Origin of the sequence: Marinobacter lacisalsi (assembly GCF_042651045.1) — a bacterium.
GTDB lineage: Bacteria > Pseudomonadota > Gammaproteobacteria > Pseudomonadales > Oleiphilaceae > Marinobacter > Marinobacter lacisalsi.
This window is the reverse complement of the sequence record NZ_JBHSDI010000001.1, coordinates 540,476-562,164: the sequence shown is the minus strand read 5'-3', so window position 1 is coordinate 562,164 and position 21,689 is coordinate 540,476. Positions and strand designations below refer to the sequence as shown.

General features: G+C 61.3%; 18 protein-coding genes. 11 read left to right on the top strand and 7 right to left on the bottom strand.

The window, feature by feature from the left end; all coding sequences use genetic code 11:
- Positions 1 to 78: 78 nt before the first annotated feature.
- Positions 79 to 2,601, top strand: a complete 2,523-nt coding sequence (locus ACFOZ5_RS02610; RefSeq protein WP_379885217.1) for an acyl-CoA dehydrogenase — start codon at positions 79 to 81, stop codon at positions 2,599 to 2,601.
- 28 nt (positions 2,602 to 2,629) lie between these two features.
- On the opposite strand, the gene ACFOZ5_RS02605 is transcribed toward ACFOZ5_RS02610, so the two are convergent.
- From ACFOZ5_RS02605 to ACFOZ5_RS02595, 3 genes are all read right to left on the bottom strand, one after another.
- Positions 2,630 to 3,304, bottom strand: coding sequence for a histidine phosphatase family protein (locus tag ACFOZ5_RS02605; protein ID WP_379885215.1), 675 nt, complete (start codon positions 3,302 to 3,304; stop codon positions 2,630 to 2,632).
- Positions 3,305 to 3,387: 83 nt separating this feature from the next.
- Positions 3,388 to 4,014, bottom strand: coding sequence for an exopolysaccharide biosynthesis protein (locus ACFOZ5_RS02600; protein ID WP_379885213.1), 627 nt, complete (start codon positions 4,012 to 4,014; stop codon positions 3,388 to 3,390).
- Positions 4,011 to 4,955 (bottom strand): LysR substrate-binding domain-containing protein, encoded by a 945-nt coding sequence (locus ACFOZ5_RS02595; protein ID WP_379885211.1) that lies wholly within the window; start codon positions 4,953 to 4,955, stop codon positions 4,011 to 4,013. Before ACFOZ5_RS02595 ends, ACFOZ5_RS02600 begins: the two co-directional genes overlap by 4 nt.
- Before the next feature lie 101 nt (positions 4,956 to 5,056).
- On the opposite strand from ACFOZ5_RS02595, the gene ACFOZ5_RS02590 reads away from it, so the two are divergent.
- Entirely contained in the window at positions 5,057 to 5,944 is an 888-nt protein-coding gene (locus ACFOZ5_RS02590) for a DMT family transporter (protein WP_379885209.1), read from the top strand.
- A gap of 30 nt (positions 5,945 to 5,974) precedes the next feature.
- Here ACFOZ5_RS02590 and ACFOZ5_RS02585 read toward each other — a convergent pair whose 3' ends face one another.
- Positions 5,975 to 6,658, bottom strand: a complete 684-nt coding sequence (locus ACFOZ5_RS02585) for a hypothetical protein (protein ID WP_379885207.1) — start codon at positions 6,656 to 6,658, stop codon at positions 5,975 to 5,977.
- Between the two features lie 300 nt (positions 6,659 to 6,958).
- Between ACFOZ5_RS02585 and bamI the strand changes: the two genes are divergently transcribed.
- From bamI to ACFOZ5_RS02570, 3 genes are all read left to right on the top strand, one after another.
- The gene (gene bamI / locus ACFOZ5_RS02580; protein ID WP_379885205.1) at positions 6,959 to 7,699 is read left to right on the top strand and encodes a biofilm-associated metzincin protease inhibitor BamI; all 741 of its coding nucleotides are present in this window, start codon (positions 6,959 to 6,961) and stop codon (positions 7,697 to 7,699) included.
- A gap of 113 nt (positions 7,700 to 7,812) precedes the next feature.
- Positions 7,813 to 9,735: a biofilm-associated metzincin protease Mep72 gene (locus ACFOZ5_RS02575; RefSeq protein WP_379885203.1), complete on the top strand. Its 1,923-nt coding sequence runs from the start codon at positions 7,813 to 7,815 to the stop codon at positions 9,733 to 9,735.
- 204 nt (positions 9,736 to 9,939) lie between these two features.
- On the top strand, positions 9,940 to 10,809 hold the full coding sequence (locus ACFOZ5_RS02570) for an alpha/beta fold hydrolase (protein WP_379885201.1): 870 nt from the start codon (positions 9,940 to 9,942) through the stop codon (positions 10,807 to 10,809).
- On the opposite strand, the gene ACFOZ5_RS02565 is transcribed toward ACFOZ5_RS02570, so the two are convergent.
- Positions 10,806 to 11,426, bottom strand: coding sequence for a TetR/AcrR family transcriptional regulator (locus tag ACFOZ5_RS02565; RefSeq protein ID WP_379885199.1), 621 nt, complete (start codon positions 11,424 to 11,426; stop codon positions 10,806 to 10,808). The two genes, ACFOZ5_RS02570 and ACFOZ5_RS02565, sit on opposite strands and share 4 nt — an antisense overlap.
- 241 nt (positions 11,427 to 11,667) lie before the next feature.
- Between ACFOZ5_RS02565 and ACFOZ5_RS02560 the strand changes: the two genes are divergently transcribed.
- The 6 genes from ACFOZ5_RS02560 (at position 11,668) to ACFOZ5_RS02535 (ending at position 19,013) form a co-directional block, all read left to right on the top strand.
- Entirely contained in the window at positions 11,668 to 13,761 is a 2,094-nt protein-coding gene (locus tag ACFOZ5_RS02560; RefSeq protein WP_379885197.1) for a 3-hydroxyacyl-CoA dehydrogenase NAD-binding domain-containing protein, read from the top strand.
- Positions 13,762 to 13,832: 71 nt separating this feature from the next.
- A complete protein-coding gene (locus ACFOZ5_RS02555; RefSeq protein WP_379885195.1) occupies positions 13,833 to 15,011 on the top strand; it encodes an acetyl-CoA C-acyltransferase in 1,179 nt (392 codons plus the stop codon).
- Positions 15,012 to 15,121: 110 nt separating this feature from the next.
- Positions 15,122 to 16,309: an acyl-CoA dehydrogenase family protein gene (locus tag ACFOZ5_RS02550; RefSeq protein ID WP_379885193.1), complete on the top strand. Its 1,188-nt coding sequence runs from the start codon at positions 15,122 to 15,124 to the stop codon at positions 16,307 to 16,309.
- A 10-nt stretch (positions 16,310 to 16,319) separates the two neighbouring features.
- Positions 16,320 to 17,468: an acyl-CoA dehydrogenase family protein gene (locus tag ACFOZ5_RS02545; RefSeq protein WP_379885191.1), complete on the top strand. Its 1,149-nt coding sequence runs from the start codon at positions 16,320 to 16,322 to the stop codon at positions 17,466 to 17,468.
- Between the two features lie 61 nt (positions 17,469 to 17,529).
- Positions 17,530 to 18,303 (top strand): SDR family oxidoreductase, encoded by a 774-nt coding sequence (locus tag ACFOZ5_RS02540; RefSeq protein ID WP_379885189.1) that lies wholly within the window; start codon positions 17,530 to 17,532, stop codon positions 18,301 to 18,303.
- Positions 18,304 to 18,635: 332 nt separating this feature from the next.
- A complete protein-coding gene (locus tag ACFOZ5_RS02535; RefSeq protein WP_379885187.1) occupies positions 18,636 to 19,013 on the top strand; it encodes a hypothetical protein in 378 nt (125 codons plus the stop codon).
- Between the two features lie 105 nt (positions 19,014 to 19,118).
- On the opposite strand, the gene ACFOZ5_RS02530 is transcribed toward ACFOZ5_RS02535, so the two are convergent.
- Complete coding sequence (locus tag ACFOZ5_RS02530; RefSeq protein WP_379885185.1) at positions 19,119 to 20,090, bottom strand: transposase; 972 nt, start codon at positions 20,088 to 20,090, stop codon at positions 19,119 to 19,121.
- Positions 20,091 to 20,374: 284 nt separating this feature from the next.
- On the bottom strand, positions 20,375 to 21,502 hold the full coding sequence (locus ACFOZ5_RS02525; RefSeq protein WP_379885183.1) for a zinc-binding dehydrogenase: 1,128 nt from the start codon (positions 21,500 to 21,502) through the stop codon (positions 20,375 to 20,377).
- Positions 21,503 to 21,689: the final 187 nt, after the last annotated feature.

Below are 21,689 nucleotides of genomic sequence, written 5' to 3'. Positions count from 1 at the left end.
ACACTTGCAACCACACGCTCTTTGGCCGATGGTAAACGAAGTTATCCCCGATTCCATTCCCGATATGGAGGTCTACCCATGAGTGTTCTGCTTCTTGTGATCAGTGCCCTGGTGCTGGTCTACCTGGGACTTGGCGGCACCGTTGCCACGGTGGTGCTGGTGGCGGCGACCCTGGCGGGCATGGCCCAGGACAACTGGCACATCCTCAGCATCCTGTTCGGGGGCGGCCTGCTGGCCCTCGCACTGATCATCCTCCACGCCCGGGACCTGCGCCGGGACAAGCTGAGCAAACCCCTGCTTGGCTGGGTGCGGGGCCAGTTGCCAACACTCTCGGATACTGAGCAGGAAGCGCTCAAATCCGGATCGGTAGACTGGGACGGTGAACTGTTTTCCGGCCAGCCGGAATGGTCAAAACTGCTGGATGCCCGGCCCGCCCACCTGTCCAGTGAGGAACAGGCGTTCCTGGACGGCCCGGTGGAAAAGCTCTGCGCCATGCTGGATGACTGGAAGATCACCCACGAAGACTACGACCTGCCCAACAAGGTGTGGAAGTTCATCCGCGAGAACGGCTTCTTCGGCCTGATGATTCCGAAGGACCAGGGCGGCAAGGGCTTCTCCCACACGGCCCACTCGGAGATCGTGATGAAGATCTCCACCCGCAGTGTGTCAGCCGCCGTCACCGTCATGGTACCCAATTCCCTGGGCCCGGGCGAGTTGCTCATGGAATACGGCACCGACGACCAGAAGCAGCACTACCTGCCCAGGCTTGCCAGTGGCGAGGAAATCCCCTGCTTTGCGCTGACCTCACCGGTGGCCGGTTCCGACGCCGGCGCGATACCGGACAAGGGTATCGTCTGCAAGGGTCAGTGGAATGGCAAGGAAGTGCTGGGTCTGAAGGTGACCTGGAACAAGCGCTACATCACCCTGGCACCGGTGGCCACACTGATCGGCCTGGCCATCAAGGTCTACGACCCCGACAAGCTGCTCGGCGGCAATGACAATGTGGGGGTCACCTGCGTCATGATCCCCCGGGACACCGAAGGCGTTCATGCCGGCGCCCGCCACCTGCCCATGAATACGGTGTTCATGAACGGTCCCACCTGGGGCAACGATGTCTTCATCCCCATGGAGCAGGTCATTGGCGGCCAGGACATGCTCGGCAAGGGCTGGACCATGCTGCTGGAATGCCTGTCCATCGGCAGGTCCATCTCGCTGCCCGCCCTGGGCACCGGCGCTGGCAAGCTGGCCGCCCTCGCCACCGGCTCCTACTCGCTGGTGCGGGAACAGTTCGGCCGGTCCATCAGCCAGTTCGAGGGGGTTCAGGAAGCCCTCGAACCCATTGCCGGCTACACCTACATGATGGATGCGACCCGCCTGCTGACCGCGGGCATGCTGGACCGTGGCGTACGGCCCGCTGTGCCATCCGCCGTGCTCAAGTACCGCAACACCGACCTGATGCGGGAAGTGATCAACAATGCCATGGACGTGGTCGCCGGCCGTGGTGTCATTACCGGGCCCCGCAACTTCCTGGCCCGGGCGTACCAGGCCGTGCCCATCGGCATCACTGTCGAAGGCGCCAATATACTTACCCGCAGCCTGATGGTCTTCGGACAGGGCGCCATCCGTTGTCACCCGTTCATCGTGGACGAGATCGAGGCCGCGGGCATGGAGGACGAGCGTGAGGCCGTGCGCAAGTTTGATGGCATCTTCTATCGTCACATTGCCCATACCACCCGCAACGCCCTGCGGTCGATGGTACTGGGCCTCACCTGGGGGGTGGCCGAGCCGGTACCCAGGGAGGGCAACATCCAGAAGCACTACCGGCAACTGGCCCGCTTCTCCTCGGCCTTCGCCCTGCTGACAGACGTTACCCTGCTGACCGTCGGCGGCGGTCTCAAGGCCCGCCAGCGGCTTTCCGGCCGCATGGCGGACTGTCTGGTGCACCTGTACTACGCCAGCGCGGTGATCAAGCAATGGCATGAGGAGGGCTATCCGGACGACCAGCGCCCGATGGTGGAGTGGGCCCTGCAAACCTCCCTGCGGGACCTGCAGGCGTCCATGCGTGAGGCGATTATCAACTTCCCGGTGCCGCTGCTGCGCTGGCCGCTGCGGATACTGGTGTTCCCGCTGGGCGCTACCGGCCTGAACGGCCCCGACGACCGGCTGGGCACGGAAGTGGCCGCCAGCATCGTGAAGGACACGCCACTGCGCAAACGCATCAGCCGCGGCTGCTACGTGAACGACAAGCCGGACGACGCCCTGGGCCGGGTGATCAACGCCTACCAGCTGGCCAACGAGACCCACGATGCGCGCGCCCGCCTGCATGAGGCGCTGCGTAACCGGGATCCGGAAGAGCTCGGTGGTATCGACATGCTGCTGGGCCACCAGCGCAAGGAGTTGGTGGACTGGGCCCTGGAGCAGGGCGTGGTGCAGAAGGAGGAATCCGACAAACTGCTGGAGGCGCTGACCGCCCAATACGATGTTATCCGGGTGGATGCCTTCGACGCCGAGGGGCTGAAGGCGCTATCCCGTTGCGCCAAGGGCAAACGCAAGGTGGTGGAGCGCCCGCCCCGGGACGAGCAACCGGACTCACAGGAGTGAGTCCGGGAGCCCCTGCTCCCACTTACCGCTAAACGTGGGTCAGGGCGTGGCGACGCCCCGGCCTTTCCAGGTGCGGGGCGTTGTTGAAGTTCAGCACCCGGCGGGCACTGCGGCCCACGATGACTTCGCAGAATGCGGTGTTACGGAACTGGAAGTTGAAGTGGATGGCACCCCGCTGGGGGCCTTCGATCAGCTTGGTAAGGGCCGAGCCGATAACCCCGCCAGAGGTCACCACCAGTACGGCATCGTCCCGGCCGGCACCCTCGCAGGCGTGATTGATGGCGTCGTCGATACGATTGCCGAAATCACCCCAGGTCTCGGTGACATCCGTCAGGCGATCATCGATCCAGGCTTCATAGGCGGAACGGAAGGTGCGCCAGTAGTCCTTGAAGTCCCGTTTCTGGTGCAGGTGCTGATCTCCGTGACCAGTGAAGGCGCGGTACATCATCTCACCATCGTATTCATTCAGCCCGGGGTGCGTAGAGACTTCCGCGCCGGCACTGGCCATGCCTTCCAGCACGCCTTTGGCGGTATCCTGCTGACGTTGCAGGTTGCCAGCCACTACCCGGTGGAAATCCAGCTCCCGTTCGGCGAAATATTCCCCCAGCCAACGGGCCTGCTGCCAGCCAAGCTCGGAAAGTTTGTCGTAATTTGCCTCGCCAAAAGAGGCCTGCCCATGTCGGACGATAAAGAGTTTTGCCATGGAATACTTACTACCTGTCTGTGACTGCAAAAGCCACATCCTGCCTCAGCCACCGCCGGTTGGCCAGTCACGAGTGTCCCGTCTCAGAAATTACTGGCCAGCTGCCAGCCGATAAATCCCAGGGTCCCCCCGCTGAACACCAGTGCCAGCACGGCCACCACGCCGTCCCGGGCGATCATGGCCAGGCCGAAGGTCATCAGCGCCAGGCCGCCGCCATTGGCGCTGAAGGGCACGAACTCCATCAGCGGCAGGGCCAGGGCGACCACCAGGCACGCCAGCGCCAGCAGCAGGTTGCCGCCCCCGGTCATCAGCCAGGTCAGCCGGGGCGCGGTAAAGCGGTCCAGAAAGCGGGCCGGTTTACGCAACAACGCCAGCCCCTTATGCAGTTTATCCCGCGGCACCTGGCGCTGGCTCAGCCAGCCAGGCAGCCAGATATAGTTCCGGCGGAACAACCGCTGGCCGACGGTGAGAATGACCAGCATACCCATGAGGGTGGGCACACCCGGCAGGTCACCGACCAGAGGCGCCAGCACGACCAGCCCGGCCAGCACCGCCACCGGGCCGAAACTGCGTGTGCCCGCCGCGTCAAGAATCTCTCGCACCGTTACCTGGCGGCCATCACCATCGGTTTTCCTGATCCGCTCCAGCAGGCCCTCCAGGCTGTCATGGTTCTGCCTGTCAGCGGTCTCGGATGGCGTTGATCGGCTCATTCAGGCTCCTTTCGATGGCTGGTGTTACCGGCTTCGTCATCCAGCAGGCCACTATCAATGGCCCGGGCCAGCAACCAGTTGCGCAGCGATCGCAACCCGGGCTCATGGCGACGGCTGGTCTTGCTGGCGAAATAGAAGTTGTCGCCGGTCACCACACTGTGCAGTGGCAGGCGAACAAAGTCCCCGGCATCGTCCCGGTTGCTGAGCATGTAGTCATTGGTCAGGGCAATGCCCTGATGGTAACGGGCGGCCTCCAGTGCCAACAGCATATGGCTGAAATGCTGCACCTGTGTGGCAGGCGGCACCTGACGGCCGACTTCGGCAAACCAGGCTTCCCAGTCACCACAGGTACGATTATAGATGCTGAAAGTGGACAGCAAGGGGTGGTGGGTTACGTCTTCGTGAGTGAGATCACCCGCCGCCATCTCCTGCCAGTACTGACGGCTGCAGACCGGAAACAGCCGCTCCCGGTACAGGAGGTCGTAACTGAACGCCGGCGAATCCGTATTGATGGTAATAAAGCTGTCCGCCACCCGTCCCGACAGGACCGGGTGTTCGCCGGTCATTTCCAGCACCAGCTGAATCTCGGGATGCTGCCGGTGCAGGTCAGGCAGCCGGGGCACCAGCCAGCGCACCGCAAAGGAGCTGAACACCGCCAGTCGCAGGCTACTGTCCTGTCGTCCCAACAACTGTCCGGTGGCCCGGTCAATCTGGAACAGGGCTGAGGAGATGCCCTCCAGATAGTCCTGCCCTTCCCGCGTCAGCGCCAGGGTCCGGCCCTGGCGCTGGAACAGGGGCTCTCCCAGGAAGGTTTCCAGTTGCTTGATCTGGTGGCTCACCGCGCTCTGGCTGACATTCAACTCGTCAGCCGCGCGGGAGAAGCTGTTGAGACGGGCGACCGCCTCGAAAACCGGCAGAGACTTCAACGGGGGCAGTTTCATTATCGAATAATCTCATATCACGACAACAAATATCATTTTATCGGATACTCACAGCTTCCTATACTCCCGGCTCCAGTCATCGGCTCAGAGGGGGCGCAATCATGTCAGGCAAAACCGTCAACAGCGCCATCCTGCTGCTGGTCATTGGCAACGCCATGGCCCTTGTGTCCGATGTCTTCATCAAGCTGATGGAACCTCAGGCGCCGGTGTTCCAGTTTGCCTTCCTGCGCAGCCTGATTACCGTTGCCCTGCTGATGCCCCTGCTGAAAAGAGCCGAATTCCGCCGCCTGTTTGAAGGGGTGGTGGTACACGCGGTCCGGTCCCATGTGCTGCTGGCGGGCCTGCTGTGCATGGTGGTGGCGCTGACCACCCTGCCACTGGCAACCGCCAACGCCGTATTCTATGCCGCACCGGTGCTGGTGATGGTGCTGTCGGTCGTACTGTTTGGGGAGCGGCTCTCGCCGCTGAGTATACTGGCGGTAATCAGCGGGTTTGCCGGGGTACTGGTCATCCTGCGGCCGGTCGCCCTCGACCTGTCGTCGCTGTCGGCGCTGGGCACGGCATTCTGCCTGGCCGTAGCGGCCCTGATGGTGCGCAAGCTGCCCAAACGGCAGTCCACGCTGCACAAGCTGTTCCTCAACTCATTGCTGGTACTTCCGGCCAGCCTGGCCCTGGCCATCTGGGAGGGGGCACCCTGGCGCTGGGAAATTGTCGGCAGCGCGGTGGGGTCGGCGGTGTTCATCCTGGGCTACAACGCCAGCGTACTGAAGGCCTACCACCACGTGGACGCCAACCAGGTCACCAGCGCCGAGTACACCGGGCTTATCTGGGCCATCGGCATCGGCTGGCTGATGTTCGGTGAGGTGCCGGACCTGTGGTTTGTCACCGGCAGCCTGATGATTGTGGTACCCCTGGTGCTGATCGGCCTGAACCAGCGCCGCAAATATCGGTTGCTGCGCCGGGCCCCGCCAGTCCGGGGAGCGGGGTAACCCGCTCACTTAGCCGGGGGGCACGGGCGATCAATGATAGGCGTCCTGCATTTCCTTCCAGTCCTTGACCACCAGGGTGTCACCCGCCAGCTGGAAATGCTCGTCGGGCAGGTCATCGCCCTGCTCCAGCTCAGCCAGGGTATAGAGCTGCCCCCGCAGGATGCCCGGGGCCCCGAGTGACTTCGCCAGGGCGAGTTCCGATGCCAGGGGCTGGGCGGCCATCGCCTGGCCGGACATCTGCGCCATGCGGATTTCGGCCCCGTACACCGCCTCGGTGACGGTCGCAATGGTTTCATCGTCCGTCAGCACCAGCTCCCAGCTGTTATTACCAACCTCCACCTGATAGACCTGACCGGTAATACCCTTGACCGTCTCTTCCCGGCCGGTATTGGTGGCGGTTAACGCCTCCAGATCAGCCTCCGCCGCGGGGGGCGCATCGTCCCGGGCCAGAAATTCGTCCATATTCATGGCAAAACGTTTCTTTCCATCCGGCGACTTCATGATCACAAAGCGGCTGCCGCCGGTGGTCAGATACCAGTTGGGCTGGGCGTCAGTACCAATGCGCAGGTGATCGGCATCGCGGTATGTCACCGGCTGCTGCCCGGAACCATTCCGGTCAAGGGTGATTCGGGTATCCGCCAGCAATGGCGCTGCCAGCATGGCAGTGAGCAGGCCGGCAACGGCCTTGTGTAACAGGGGGTAGGATACGGTCATGACGGGACTCCTTTCGTCTCGCTGTTCCCTTTGGGAGTGCGGCCGGGTCGGCGCACGTGGTCCGGCTGGCTGTCGAACACCCCCATTGGCGGGAGGACACCAGAGACAGAACCGCAATCTGACCGGGGCAGTCTAAAAAAACACCACCCAATTGCAAACGACTGAATTATCTACAGATCGGTAACTTTGAACGGGGTCCCACTTTCGGACATTTAACAGTTTTTCACTTATTAACGCCGAAACTTTACCGGCACTATAGGACGTCCAGAAGGAACAAATCCACTCGCAGGAGGCGTCCCCATGTCCAGGGCCCTGGCCTTTGTAACAGGTATCGCAGTCATCATTGTGGTGTTGCTGCTCCTGTTTTATCCCGACTCCGACCCGCAAACCGGAACAACCCCAGACTCAGGCACTGAAACCGGCTCATCCGCCGGCGACCGTGAACGTTCTGCCCCCACGGGTGGCGACGCTGCCGATACCAGCCAGAATCCGCAGGCAAGAGACGACAACCCGGCGGACCAGGTGTCCCGCTGGCCAGACTCCGATGCTACCTCGGCCCTGCCCGCCAGGCCGAGCAACCCGGCCCGCAATGCCCGCCCGGTTGTGTCCCTGTGGCAAGCCGGCAGTAACCCCACCAAGACCGAAGTGGATGGCTTCCCCGCCACGCGCCTCAAGGCCGATCCGGACGACCTGGCCAGCCTGCACGTGGGCCAGCAGCTGGCCCTGGAGGTGCCGGACCTGGGCCGCACATTAAACGCACGGCTCACCACGACCAGCAACCAGCTCAACAATATCCAGGTATTCCGCGGGCCGGTCACCGGGGGTCATGAGAAAGACAATGTCATCGTCACCCGGGGCGAAACCTCCACCTACGTGGTCATGAGCACCACCGAAGGGGTCTTTTCAGCGGTCATCAACAACCGCACCGGCGACACCGTGCTGACCAGTGAAAAAGACGTTCAGGACAACCTGGCGGGAGAACAGGATGCCATCCCGGTACCGGGCATCGACCAGACTCCGCCTGGCACTCCATCCGGTTAACGATTCAGCAGTAAGGCAGCCGTATACCAGAGCTGCCGGCAGTACCCAAATAGACATACCGGCGACCAAGGAGTACCCGCCGAAAAATTCACCCTAAATCAGGGACTGACGTTATGAAACAATCCATTCAATGGCTCGCCGGGCTTTCCCTTGCCATGGGAAGCACCGTGAGTCTGGCGGCCAATCAGGTTGATGTACTGGTCTATTACAACGATGAAGCGGCCGGCACCAGCTCCGGTGAAGATATCAATGCCCGCATTGTTTCCTTTGTGGAGCACGCCAACCAGGCCTACCGCAACAGTGATATTGATATCCAGCTCCGGCTGGTGGGCACCGAACGGGTGCAGGGCAATTACGGCGGCGTCGATGGCAACGTTCTTGGCCAATTCCGGTCCGATAGCACCGTGGCCCGTCAGCGCCGTGAGTACGGCGCCGATCTGGTTGCCCTGATCAGCACATCGCAACGCACTGCCGGTGGCTATATTTGCGGTGTTGGCTACCAGCCCGGTGGATCCGAAAACGCCGGAACCTTCTATTCCAACGCCTCCGCCTATGGTTACAGCATGTCTGGCGTGAACTGTGGCTACAACACCTTTGTGCACGAGCTCGGCCACAACATGTCGCTGGGCCATTCCGACGCCCAGAATTCATTCGGTTCCGTATTTCCGTGGGGCCGGGGGCACGGGGTATCCGGCCTGTTCAGCACCATCATGGCCTACCCCCAGTCCTATGGCACCCGCAATCACCTGGCACAGTTCGCCAGCCCGAATCAGATTCGCTGCGAGGGCCAGCCCTGCGGTGTTGATGCCAACCGCAGCAACGGCGCGGATGCGGTTACCGCCGTCAATCGTCTCGCCGCCCAGGTAGCGGACTTCATGCCCACCGCCGTCATCGATGACGGCGACCCTGACGAAGAAGATCCGGACAACGGCGGCAACCCCGACGACGGTGGCAATCCGGACGATGGCGGTGATTCCGGCGGCGACAATGGCTCCGGTGACGGCGGCGGATCCGATGGTGGCTCCGGCGACGGTGACGATGGCGGCACCGACCCGGACCTGCCGGTATGCGACAAGCCGGAGCTGGCCGAAAACAATCTGATCAACAGCCCGGACTTCAACGACCTGTCGCCCTGGAGCAGCTTCAACAATGCGGCCACGTTGACCACCGCAAGCATTACCACCAGCTGTGGCCGCGACAACCTGCTGCTGGCGACCGAGCGCACGGAATACTACGGTGGGCCGGTACAGACCATCGAAGGTGGCCTTGAAGCCGGTGCCCAGTACCGGGTAACCGCCAAGGTGGCCCTGGCCGGAACCGACGGCCGCGATGCGGTACGCGCCAGCCTCGAGCTGACCGACAGCGAAGGCACGCGCTACCAGAACCTGCCGGAGCTGTCCGTTACCGCCAATGAGCTGAGCGACTACGACGAGACCTTTACCGTATCCAGCGAAGGCAACATCAGCCAGGCCCGCCTGGTGATCGCAGGCCCTGCCGAAGGCGTGGACTTCGTGGCCGACGAGATCCGCCTGATGAAGGTTTCCGATGCACCTGACGATGGTGGCGATGGTGACACCGACAATGGCGGCAACACCATCGTACTGGAGGAAGGCTTCGAAGAGGGCGGTACCGGCTGGTCCGGTTTCATGGGCAGCTGGGTCTTCCGTACCCGCACCGCCAGCGAAGGCAACTTTGGCCTGGCCTCCCTGTTCCGCATGAGCACCTATTCAGGCCCCATGATGGAAGCCACCGGCCTGATCGAAGCCGGCAAGACCTACAACGCTTCTGTCGACATCATGCTGAGCAATCGCCGCATGGCTACCGACAGCGCCCAGCTCTGGGCCTGGTATGTGGATGATGAGGGTGCGCACTGGCAACAGCTGAGCGAAGGCCAGATGGCGACCAATAGCTGGTCTTCCATCCAGAGCCAGTTCAGCATTCAGCCCTCCGGCGCCATCAGCCAGTTGAGGCTGCATATCATGGGTGCGGATACATCCAGCCGCATCGTTATCGACAACTTCAAACTCGGTCTGTAACCGGTCTCGGTGTCCCGCGTAAACGGGACACCACTCAGTGACCTCTTGAGCACCCGCCGCCCCTCCGGCCGGGTGCTCTTTTTTTCTATCCTGCACCACCTTCTTTTTCAACGAACTGACTGGACAAGCGATGGCGCACCTGCCTAGGATCGAGTTTCGTTATGCAACCTGATTCCCCAAAACCAACAACGAGGCAGGAGCCCCATGTTTCTCAGCGACCCCAAAACCTTGTCCACCCCACGCGGCACGTTTACCTGGCGGGAAGGCGGAAGCGCCAGCGGCGCCCCGGTGGTCATGATCCACGGCTGGCCTGAAAGCTCCTACTGCTGGGAGCACGTGGGTCGTCACCTGAAGGACGGTCTGCGTGTTATTGCCCCCGACCTGCGGGGCCTGGGCGACAGCGAACGCACAGAGGGCCAGAACCACTATGCCAAGCAGGCGCTGGCACAGGATGTGATCAGCATGCTGGATGAACTTGGCATCAACGAATTCCAGCTGATTGGCCATGACTGGGGCGGCATTGTGGCCCAGGAAGTGGCGCTGGCGGTGCCGGACCGGGTCAGCCGCATGATCATCATGAACATCGCCATCATCAACAATCTGAAAGGCAACATGGAGGTGATCCAGAAGGTGCGTTCCGAGAGTACCAAATCCTACTGGTACCAGCACTTCCAGCAGGAACCGGGCCTGGCAGAAGGCATGATCCCGGGCAAGGAAGACGTCTGGATAGGTTACTTCGTGACCGGGGCCGTAAACCCGATCCCCGAGGACTCGGTTGCCGAATATGTCCGCATGTACTCGATCCCCGGCACCCCGGCGGCCGGCGCCAACTACTATCGTGCGTTCTCGGACGATGCCAAACGCTGGGCAGGACTGGCCGGCCACAAGTGGACCATGCCGTCGCTGTACATATACGGCAACAAGGACAAGGTGATCCTGCCGGAATACCTGAACTATATTGAAGACTGCTTTGATTCCATCAGGGTGGAACAGGTGGATGCGGGGCATTTCCTGCAGGAAGAGAAACCTGAGGAAGTGGCCGGGCATATGAACGAATTCCTGAAAACGGCCTAGTCCGGCCGCTGCCCCAAAGCCACCCGGGCAACAAGCTGCTCAATACGCTCCACCGCCGCTTCGTTGCCCTTGCGTCCGGCCTGCACCACCTGGGAGCCGACCGTGGCCATGTACATCAGCGTGGCCAGGTCTTCCACCTGGTCTTCCGTAACCCCCAGGTTGCGGAACAGCAGCTTGTTCTGCTCCACCCTCGCCTGGTCCACCTCGTCGACGATCCGGGCGGCATGCTCATTGCGGCGGGCATAGTCCCGCACCGCCAGTTCCACCTGCAGCCGACGGATGTTACGGGCCGCGTCGGTCAGCAGCAGCTGCAGGATCTGGTGCAACTCCTGCTCGGGGTTCTCGCCCTTCGGGCGCATGTAGTCCAGCTCGACAAAGCGACGGTCCCGCCAGCGGTCAAGAAAGCTGACCACCAGGTCCTCGTGGTCCCGGAAGTGCCAGTAGAAGCTGCCCCGGGTCACCCCCAGGCGCTTGGCCAGAGTGAGCACCCGCAGGTTGCTGAAGCCACCAGCTGCCACTTCACCGGCAGCCGCATCCAGCCAGTCATCCCGGGTCAGCTGGGCTTTCGCGGTGGCGGCTTTTGACGGGCTCGGGGCGTTACCGGACGTTTTCGGCATAGATCGGAGTCAGACCTCAGAAACGATTCAAGATAGAACAAACACAGTGAAATCAACGCATCAGAAAGATGAAAACCTACCTGTAACCACAGGATCGTTGACCTTCACAGCGCACATACATTACTGTACGGAACTCCCAGACACCAGTGTATGGACCAGATTCGCGCGTTTCATCACGTGCACCGGCGGCCCCCACGCCTTACCCCCGGGCTGCCACAGAGCGACCCACAAAGGAGCCAGCATGAGCACAGCACACTACGACAGCAACGGTAACGTCGCCGTTATCCGCCTGGACAACCCGCCGGTGAACGGCCTCAGCCTGGAACTGCGCCAGGGTATTGTCGAAGGTATCAAGAAGGCCGAGCAGGACGATGCCATCGAAGCCATCGTCATTACCGGGTCTGACAGGGCCTTCTCCGGCGGTGCCGACATTACCGAATTCGGTACCCCGAAGGTCATGCAGGAGCCGATCCTCACCACCGCCATCCACTATGTGGAAACCGCCAAGAAACCGGTTATCGCCGCCATCAGCGGTAACTGCATGGGCGGCGGCCTGGAGCTGGCGCTGGGCTGTCACTACCGTGTGTCTACGCCGGACGCCCAGATGGCACTGCCGGAAGTCAAACTGGGCATCCTGCCCGGCGCCGGCGGCACCCAGCGCCTGCCCCGGGTGATCGGTGTCGAGCATGCCCTGAACATGATTGTTTCCGGCACCCCGGTACCGGCCAAGCAGTTCCAGGGCACGCCGCTGCTGGACGAGGTGGTGGACGGTGACCTGATGGAAGCCGCCCTAGCCTTCGCCCGCAAGGTGGTGGCCGACAAGATGCCGCTGAAGAAGGTTCGCGACCTGAAGGTGAAGCACCCGAACCCGGAAGGCTTCTTCATGTTCGCCCGCAACACCATCGGCGCCATGGCCAAGAACTACCCGGCCCCGCTGAAGTGCCTGGAAGCCGTGGAAGCCTCCGTCAAGAAGCCCTTCGACGAGGGCATGAAGGTCGAGCGCGACGGCATCAAGCAGCTGATGCAGACCCCCGAGTCCGCCGCGCTGCGCCACGCTTTCTTCGCCGAGCGCAAGACCAGCAAGATCTCCGACGTACCGTCTGACACCCCCACCCGCGACATCAATAAAGTGGGCGTGATCGGTGCCGGCACCATGGGTACCGGTATCTCCATCAACTTCCTCAACGCCGGCATCCCGGTGACCATCGTCGAGATGAAGCAGGAAGGTCTGGACCGTGGCGTGGAAGCGGTTCGCAAGGTCTATGAAGGCCAGGTCAAGAAAGGCCGCATGACCGAAGAAAAGGCCAAGGCGAAGATGGACCTGCTGACCCCGTCCCTGAGCTATGACGACCTGAAGGACGTGGACCTGGTGATCGAGGCCGTGTTCGAGGAAATGGGCGTCAAGGAGCAAGTGTTCACCAAACTGGACGAGATCTGCAAGCCCGGTGCCATCCTGGCGTCCAACACCTCCACCCTGGACGTAAACAAGATCGCCGGCTTTACCAAGCGCCCGGAAGACGTCATCGGACTGCACTTCTTCAGCCCCGCCAACATCATGAAGCTGCTGGAAGTGATCCGTGGCGACAAGACCGCCAAGGACGTCCTGGCCACCGCCATGAAGCTGGCCAAGACCATCCGCAAGACCGCCGTGGTCTCCGGCGTGTGCGATGGCTTCATCGGCAACCGCATGATCAACCAGTACTCCCGCGAGGCCCTGACCATGCTGGAGGAAGGCGCCAGTGTGCAGCAGATCGACAAGGCCATCGAGAAGTTCGGCTTTGCCATGGGTCCGCTGCGCATGGCTGACCTGGCCGGCGGCGACATCGGCTGGGCCATCCGCAAGCGCCTGTACGCGGAAAACCCGGGCATGAAGAAGAACCTGATCGCCGACCGCCTGTGTGAAATGGGTCGCTTCGGTCAGAAGACCGGTGCCGGCTTCTACAAGTACGAGCCAGGCAACCGCAAGGCCCTGCACGATCCTGAAGTGGACAAGGTCGTGGACGAGTGCCGTGCCGAGATGGGCATCACCCCGCGTAAGATCAGCAACGACGAAATCGTCAAACGCTGCGTTTATGCCCTGGTCAACGAGGGTGCCCGCATTCTCGAGGAAGGCATCGCCCAGCGCGCCTCCGACATCGACATGGTGTACCTGACCGGCTACGGCTTCCCGGTCTTCCGTGGCGGCCCCATGCACTACGCCGAGCAGGTGGGCCTGGCCAACGTGGTACGCGACATGGAGGCCTTCGACGCCAACCCCAATACCCAGAAAGGCTTCTGGGAACCGGCCGACCTGCTGGCCAAGCGCGCCGCAGAAGGCAAAGGGTTTGACCAGTAACGCGAGCGTCCCAGGTACCAACGAATTGATCGCCGGGGCCCGCGAGGACCTCGGCACACAGGAGAAAGATTATGAATGATGTTGTCATCGTATCCACCGCCCGCACCCCGCTGGCCAAGTCCTGGCGCGGCGGCCTGAACATGACCCACGGCGCCACCCTGGCTGGCCACGCCATCCAGCATGCCGTTGAGCGCTCCAAGGTCGACCCGGCCGAGATCGAAGACGTGCTGATGGGCTGTGCCCTGCCGGAAGGCTCCACCGGTAACGACGTGGCCCGCATGGGTGCCATCCGCGCCGGCCTGCCGGTCTCCGTCGGCGGCGCCACTATCAACCGGTTCTGCTCCTCCGGCCTGCAGGCCATTGCCATGGCAGCCCAGCACATTGCTGTTGACCGGGTGCCGGTGATGGTTGCCGGCGGTGTCGAGTCCATCTCCACCGTGCAGGCCACCGTCAACCAGAACTACTTTGCCGAGCCCTGGCTGATGCAGAACAAGCCAGAGTTGTACTGGTCCATGCTGCAGACCGCCGAGACCGTGGCCCAGCGCTACAACATCAAGAAAGAGGACATGGACGAGTACGGCGTGCGCAGCCAGACCCTGGCCGCCAAGGGCCGTGAGGAAGGCAAGTTCGACGACGAGATCGTGCCCATCACCACCACCGCCGGCGTGGCAGACAAGGCCACCGGCCAGCTGATGAGCAAGGAAGTCACCGTGTCCCAGGACGAAGGCATCCGCCCGGACACCAACCTGGAAGGCGTCAGCAAGATCAGCTCCGCCATGCCTGGCGGCGTGGTCACCGCCGGCAACGCCAGCCAGTTCTCCGACGGCGCCTCTGCCTGCGTCCTGATGGACGGCAAGCTGGCCGAACAGCGTGGCGTACAGCCCCTGGGCATCTTCCGCGGCTTCGCGGTCGCTGGCTGTGAGCCGGACGAAATGGGCATCGGCCCGGTCTACGCCGTACCCAAGCTGCTCAAGCGCGCCGGCCTGACCGTGGACGACATCGGCCTGTGGGAACTCAACGAAGCGTTCGCCGTCCAGGTACTTTACTGCCAGCGCGAACTGGGCATTCCCCTGGACCGTCTGAACGTCAACGGCGGCGCCATCGCCGTGGGTCACCCCTACGGCACCACCGGCTCACGTCTGGTGGGTCATGCCCTGATCGAAGGCAAGCGTCGTGGCGTAAAATACGTGGTCGTCACCATGTGTGTCGGCACCGGCATGGGTGCGGCAGGCCTGTTTGAAGTAGCCTGATCCACGCATCCGTATAGACGATTACGATTCCGAACCCGGACCCCCGAACAGAGTTCAGGGGCCCGTTCGTAACTCTTGTTTTACGAAAACAGCGAAAGCGAGAACAAGCCATGGACCTGAATTACACCCCGGAACAGGAAGCCTTCCGCCAGGAAGTGCGCCAGTTCCTGAAAGACAAGCTGCCCGCCGATATCCAGGAGCGGGTACAGAAACGACTGCGGCCGACCAAGGACATGGTCCAGCGCTGGCAGCAGATCCTCCACGCCCAGGGCTGGGGCGGTTCCACCTGGCCGAAGGAATTCGGCGGCCCGGGCTGGAACGAAGTGGAGCAACTGATTTTCGAGGAAGAATGCGCCCTCGCCGGTGCCCCGCGCCAGCTGGACTTTGGCCTGCGCATGGTGGCCCCGGTGATCATGAAGTTCGGCAACCAGGAACAGAAAGACCGCCACCTGCCGGGTATCCTCGACGGCTCCGTCTGGTGGTCCCAGGGCTATTCCGAGCCCGGCGCCGGTTCCGACCTGGCCTCCCTGCGCACCACCGCCGAGCGTGATGGCGACTACTACATCGTCAACGGCCAGAAGACCTGGACCACCCTGGGTCAGCACGGCGACTGGATCTTCTGCCTGGTACGCACCAACAAGGAAGTGAAGTCCCAGGAGGGCATCTCCTTCCTGCTGATCGACATGAAGAGCCCGGGCATCGACGTCAAGCCGATCATTATGCTGGACGGCGAGCACGAGATTAACGATGTCTTCTTTGACAACGTCAAGGTGCCGGTGGAGAACCGCATCGGCGAGGAAGACAAGGGCTGGACCTACGCCAAGTACCTGCTCGGCCACGAGCGCACCGGCCTGGCCAACGTCGGCCAGTGGAAAGCCATGATGCGCCGCATGAAGGAAATCGCCCGCCAGGAACAGGACGACGGCAAGCCGATCATCGAGAACGCCCGCTTCCGCGACCGCCTGGCCCAGTTGGACGCCGAGCTGCGCGCCCTGGAAATCACCGTACTGCGGACCCTGACCAACGCCTCCGGCCCCGGCGCCGAGGCCTCCACCCTGAAGATCCGTGGCACCGAAATCGGCCAGCGGATGTTCGAGCTGGCCATGGAAGCCACCGGTCAGGACGCCATCACCCACATCCCCGAGGCCCTGGAGCCGGACTACACCGGCCCTCTGGTAGGCAGCCTGAACGCCGTACCGGGTGCCGGTGACTACTTCAACATGCGCAAACTGTCCATCTTCGGTGGATCCAACGAGATCCAGCGCAACATCATTTCCAAACTGGTGCTGGGGCTTTAAGGAGCGGATCATGAATTTTGAACTGACAGAAGAGCAGCAAATGCTGCAGGACTCGCTGCGCCGCTTCCTGGCCAACGAGTACACCTTTGACAAGCGCCGCGATATCCTCGCGTCCGGCAAAGGCACCAACGAAACCATCTGGAGCGCGCTGGCGGAAATGGGCCTGCTGGCCTTCACCTTCCCCGAGGATTATGACGGCCTGGGCGGCAACGGCATCGACACCATGATCGTGATGGAGTCCTTCGGCCGCGCCCTGGTGACCGAGCCCTACCTGGCCACCGTGGTACTGGCCGGTGGCCTGGTACGCGACGCGGGTTCCGACGCCCAGAAGCAGGCCATCCTGCCGGCGATTGCCAGCGGCGAGAAGCTGATGGCCCTGGCCGCCTACGAGAACGGCGCCCGCTATAACCTGGCCAACGTCAAAACCAAAGCAGAGGCCAGCGGCAGCGACTACCTGCTCAACGGTGCCAAGACCGCCGTCATCCACGGTGGCCAGGCCAAGCAGCTGATCGTCTCCGCCCGCACCAGCGGTGATACCCGTGATGAAAACGGCATCACCCTGTTCCTGGTGGGCGCGGACGCCAGCGGCGTGACCATCAACGACTTCGCCACCCACGACGGTTTCCGTACCGCCGAAGTGAGCCTGAAGGACGTGAAGGTCTCCGCCGACGCCATCGTGGGCGAGCTGGACAAGGGCTTCCCGGCCCTGGAGAAAGCCATCGACCAGGGCACGGCCGCCGTCTGCGCGGAAGCCGTGGGCACCATGGATGCCATGGTAGAGACCACCCTGGAGTACACCCAGACCCGCAAGCAGTTCGGTGTGCCCATCGCCAAGTTCCAGGTGCTGCAGCACAAGATGGCCGACATGTTCATCCACGCCCAGCAGGGCCGTTCCATGGCCATCCTGGCGTCAGACCAGGCCGACTCCGACGACCGTGACGCCCGCCGCGAGGCCATCTCCCAGGCCAAGCTGCTGATCGGCCAGGGTGCCCGGGAAGTGGGCCAGATCGGTGTCCAGCTGCACGGCGGCATGGGTGTGACCGACGAAATGTGGGCGGCCCACCTGTTCAAGCGGCTGACCCTGATCAACCTGCTGTTCGGTGATGCGGACTATCACCTGGGCCAGGTCAGCGACAACCTGCTCGACAAGACAGCGTAAAACCCATAACGGTGCCCGGCCTATATGCAGGCCGGGCAACCAATAACAAAAGGATCCCCCAATGAGCGTTAAGCAACTCTTCGATCTGACCGGCAAGGTCGCCCTCGTTACCGGCGGCTCCCGTGGTCTGGGCCTGCAGATGGCCGAGTCCCTGGGCGAGCTGGGCGCCAAAGTCATCATCAGCGCCCGCAAGCAGCACGAACTGGACGAAGCGGAAAAGCACCTGAAAGGCATGGGCATCGAGGTGAAAACCATCACCGCCGACATGTCCAACCGTGAAGCCATCTCCTCTTTCGTGGATGAGGCTGTCGCGGCTTTCGGTGATATCGACATCCTGATCAACAACGCCGGCGCCACCTGGGGTGCCCCGGCGGAAGACTACCCCGACGAAGCCTGGGACAAGGTGATGAACCTGAACGTCGACGCCATGTTCTTCCTCACCCGGGAAGTGGGCAAGCGCTGCATGATCCCCCGCAAGTCCGGCAAGGTCATCAACATCGCCTCCATCGCCGGCCTGTCCGGCAACCCGGAGGACATGAAGACCATCGCCTACAACACCTCCAAGGGCGCCAACGTCAACTTCACCCGCGCCCTGGCAGCGGAATGGGGCCACTACAACATCAACGTGAACTCCATCTGCCCCGGCTTCTTCCCCTCCAAGATGTCCCAGGGCCTGCTGGACGCCATGGGCGAGAAGATGCTTGAGCGCATCCCCCTGAACCGCTTCGGCGGCGAGGAAGACATGAAAGGCCTGGCTGCGCTGCTGGCCAGTGAAGCCGGTCGTCATATTACTGGGCAGAATATTGCTGTGGATGGGGGTACTACCGCCTCGTAAGAAAACCCCTTCTCGGTTGCACTGGGCACCAGTGCTAGTCCTTGGCCCGGCTGCCTTTGGTGGTTCGGGCTTTTTTGTATCTGCACTGCTGGTTCGCCGGGATTGTACAGGGCGGAGTTCAGCGAACGCACTCGCAAAGTCCGGCGGTATTCTGCCTTCGCCGGCTGAGCCTTTTTAATCGTCAAGTCATAAATACGTCAACTTTTTTTACAGATTCGGATGCGCGTTTCGTTTGCTTGGTTAACAATCAATTAGTTGTCAAAGGTGGCATGAAAAGTGATTTACTCCCGTCCGTAAAACTGTCAGGTCGATTCTGGTAGGGAGGATTCACTATGGGCATTTTGAAAGAGAAAGGGTTTGATCTTGAGATCGTCAAAGGCGATGTGGTCAGTAGTTCTCTCAGGGTTGAGACCAATGTGTCAGGAAAGATTCATGTTAGCGGGTCTGACAGTACCCAGGTTAACGGAACAACTTATGGTGTCGGAACGACCTCAGGGGGTGGCGAAATTAAAACCGAACATGTGCGGATACAAGACCTGTATCTGAAAATTGGTGAGAATAAAGAGCGTTGGCGAAGACTGGGAAGAGCGTTGGCGAAGACTGGGACGGCGAAGACTGGGACAGACACCCTCAAAAGAAGCCTGGTAATTCTGGCGCTGTACCAGGCACCAGCGGCTCTAAAGAGGTCCATCGGCGGCGCTTACCGGTAGTCAGTAACGATTTCCTATAATTTTGGGGTATTTTGGCAAAATCTGACCGAGCAGAGTCCCCGGGGCAAGGTCCGTACGTTAGTGATTAGAGTGTTCTGGGGAGGGTCAGGCCGCCGATCGTCGTCGGTCCAGGTGAGCTCTGCGGTTGTCCTGATAGCGGGCTTCGAATTCCGTGGCTTCCGCAAGCCATTCGTCGACGGACAACTCTAGCCGGCTGAGGATTGGTGGCAGGTGTTCGGGGATACTGCCCCGCTTACCCGGCTTTACGATGCGTCCGGTGTAGTCCACCAGTTCCAGGTAGTCGTTGAGGCTGAACAGTATGCCCCGTTGCGGCTCGTTCCTGACGGCTTCCTCGAAGTTGAGCAACGGTTTCAGTGGCACAGGAAACTGCCTCAGGAACAGCTGCTCGGTCTGCGCCTGGATGGCCTCGGACAGATTGAAGATCGGAGCAAGCCGCTCCTTGATGCTGGTGTGATCGGAGGTTTCCGGTGTGTCAGCCATGTCGGCCCGCAGGGGGTTGAGATCCACGTAGGCCATGCAACTCAGTACGGCCTGCTCTGACAGCAAGGCCTGTGATTTGAAACGGGACTCCCAGAAATGGCCGGTACAGTCGTCTTCGCGGTTGGCCTCTTTGGCAATAGACTCGTTCAGGCATTTCATGAACCAGCTCAGATCCGCCAGCCTGTTGCGATAGACCGCCACCGTTCGATCTACATACCGGTGCTCTGCCTCATGCAGCGCTTCACCAGCAAGAAACCGTTGCACGATGGGCGGCCCCTTGAAGAGGCTGGTCCAGCGTGCCAATACTTCCCTATCGCTCCACTGTTTCGCCTGCTCTGGACAGAGCTTCACCACCAGGTGGTAGTGGTTGGACATGACGGCGTAGGCGCAAAGGTCGATCGCAAACAGCGAGGACAGTAACCGAATTCGTTCCTCGATCCACTGGCGCCGATGCTCGTAGCTTACGCCGGTATCAGAGTCGAACCCGCACAGGTAGGTGCGCCGCACGCAGCGGGAAACGACGTGGTAGTAGGGTGTGTCATCAACAGAGATAAGTTGTTCCCTGGGGCGAGTCATGCCAGTCCTTCAGCGAGTCGCGGATATAGATATGGCTGTATAAAACCACAGCAAACGGAGCCCCACAAGCGTCGATTTTAGCTGCACGTAGCGAACGTCTCTGAATGGTGATGCCGAGACAAAAAATCAGGACGATTGGAGGAGTGGCTGACTGATGAAGTGACTGAAGTGGTGAGGTGACTGTCCTCAAGTCCTTCAAGTCCTCTCAAGTCGCTCTTTATCCAGGCGCTGGAGTCAATCCGACTCCAGCGCCCCAGGATGGCCTTGCGGCCAGACGCTAAACGTTAGCTCTGTGGCTTGATCAGGTACTTCTCTCCGGTCGCCATTTTGCCGTAAGCCGAGATGGCATCCAGTTGTAACGCGCCGGCCAGGGATACGTCATGCGTGTAGTGACTGGCGAACGTGGTTTTGATCTCGGCGGCTACACGTTTGCGCATGGCGATGTTGGTTTCCGTACCCAGTTTTCCCAACGCATTGAACAACAGAAAGCCGTTCACACCCCAGGCAAAACCAAAATTGCGGTTCAGTGTGATGGGGCCGCGATCAAGACCGCCATAGATATAAACCTGCTTGTAGATGTCAGATCCATACACGCTGTACTCAGTCATGTTGCGGGAAACGGCGGCTTCCATGCAGGTGAGGATATTACTCGCAAGGCGACCGCCCCCGATGGGGTCGAAAGCAATGGTGGCGCCGGTGTCGATCAGTGCCTGGGTCAGGTCTGACATAAAGCTGTCTTTACTGGAGTTGACCACGTACTTGGCACCCTGGTCACGCAGCAGTGCTTCCTGTTCCTGCTTGCGGACGATATTGACCAGGTCGATGCCATCGGCGATGCAGATGCGGTTGAGCATTTGCCCGAGGTTAGAGGCGGCGGCAGCGTGAACGATCGCCTTGTGGCCCTCAGCGCGCATGGTTTCCACCATGGCCAATGCCGTCAGCGGATTCACAAAGCTTGAAGCACCTTCCACGGCCGTCGTGCCCGGTTCCAGTTCCAGGCAGCTTTGAGCATTGGCACAGAGGTATTTGCGGTAGCTACCGCCGCCAATGAACGCCACGGTTTTGCCCATCAGGCTTTGCGCTGCGTCGGATGACCCAGCAGCAACAACGGTACCGGCGCCTTCATTGCCCACGGGTATGGGCTTGCCAACACGCTTTTTAACGGCGCCCATGAACTTGGCAGGAACATCGGCGCTGATGACCGGGCGATCGGCGCTACCGGTTTGGCTGGCCGTCGTCATATCAGCGGCGCTGAACATCACCCCCAGATCAGACGGGTTGATCGGGGCGGCTTCGACGCGGATGACCACCTGGTTCTCGCCCGGCTGCGGGATCTCAATCTCGCGCAGGGCAAGTTCCAGTTTGTTGTCTTCGCTAATGGTGGAAGTCAGTTCGATGTTGTTATCTGACACTTTTTTCTCCTGCAAAGGTTAAGGGGTATGGTATGTCGCTATCGCAGCGATCAAGGGGTTAGAGTAGCTGACTTATTCGATCAGTTCCCCCAAGAACTGCCACCTATCGTGCGCGAAAGTGATGAGATGACTGTCCCAAGTCGCTATGCTGTTCCCTCAAACGGTTCACACAGACTTGTTTACAGGC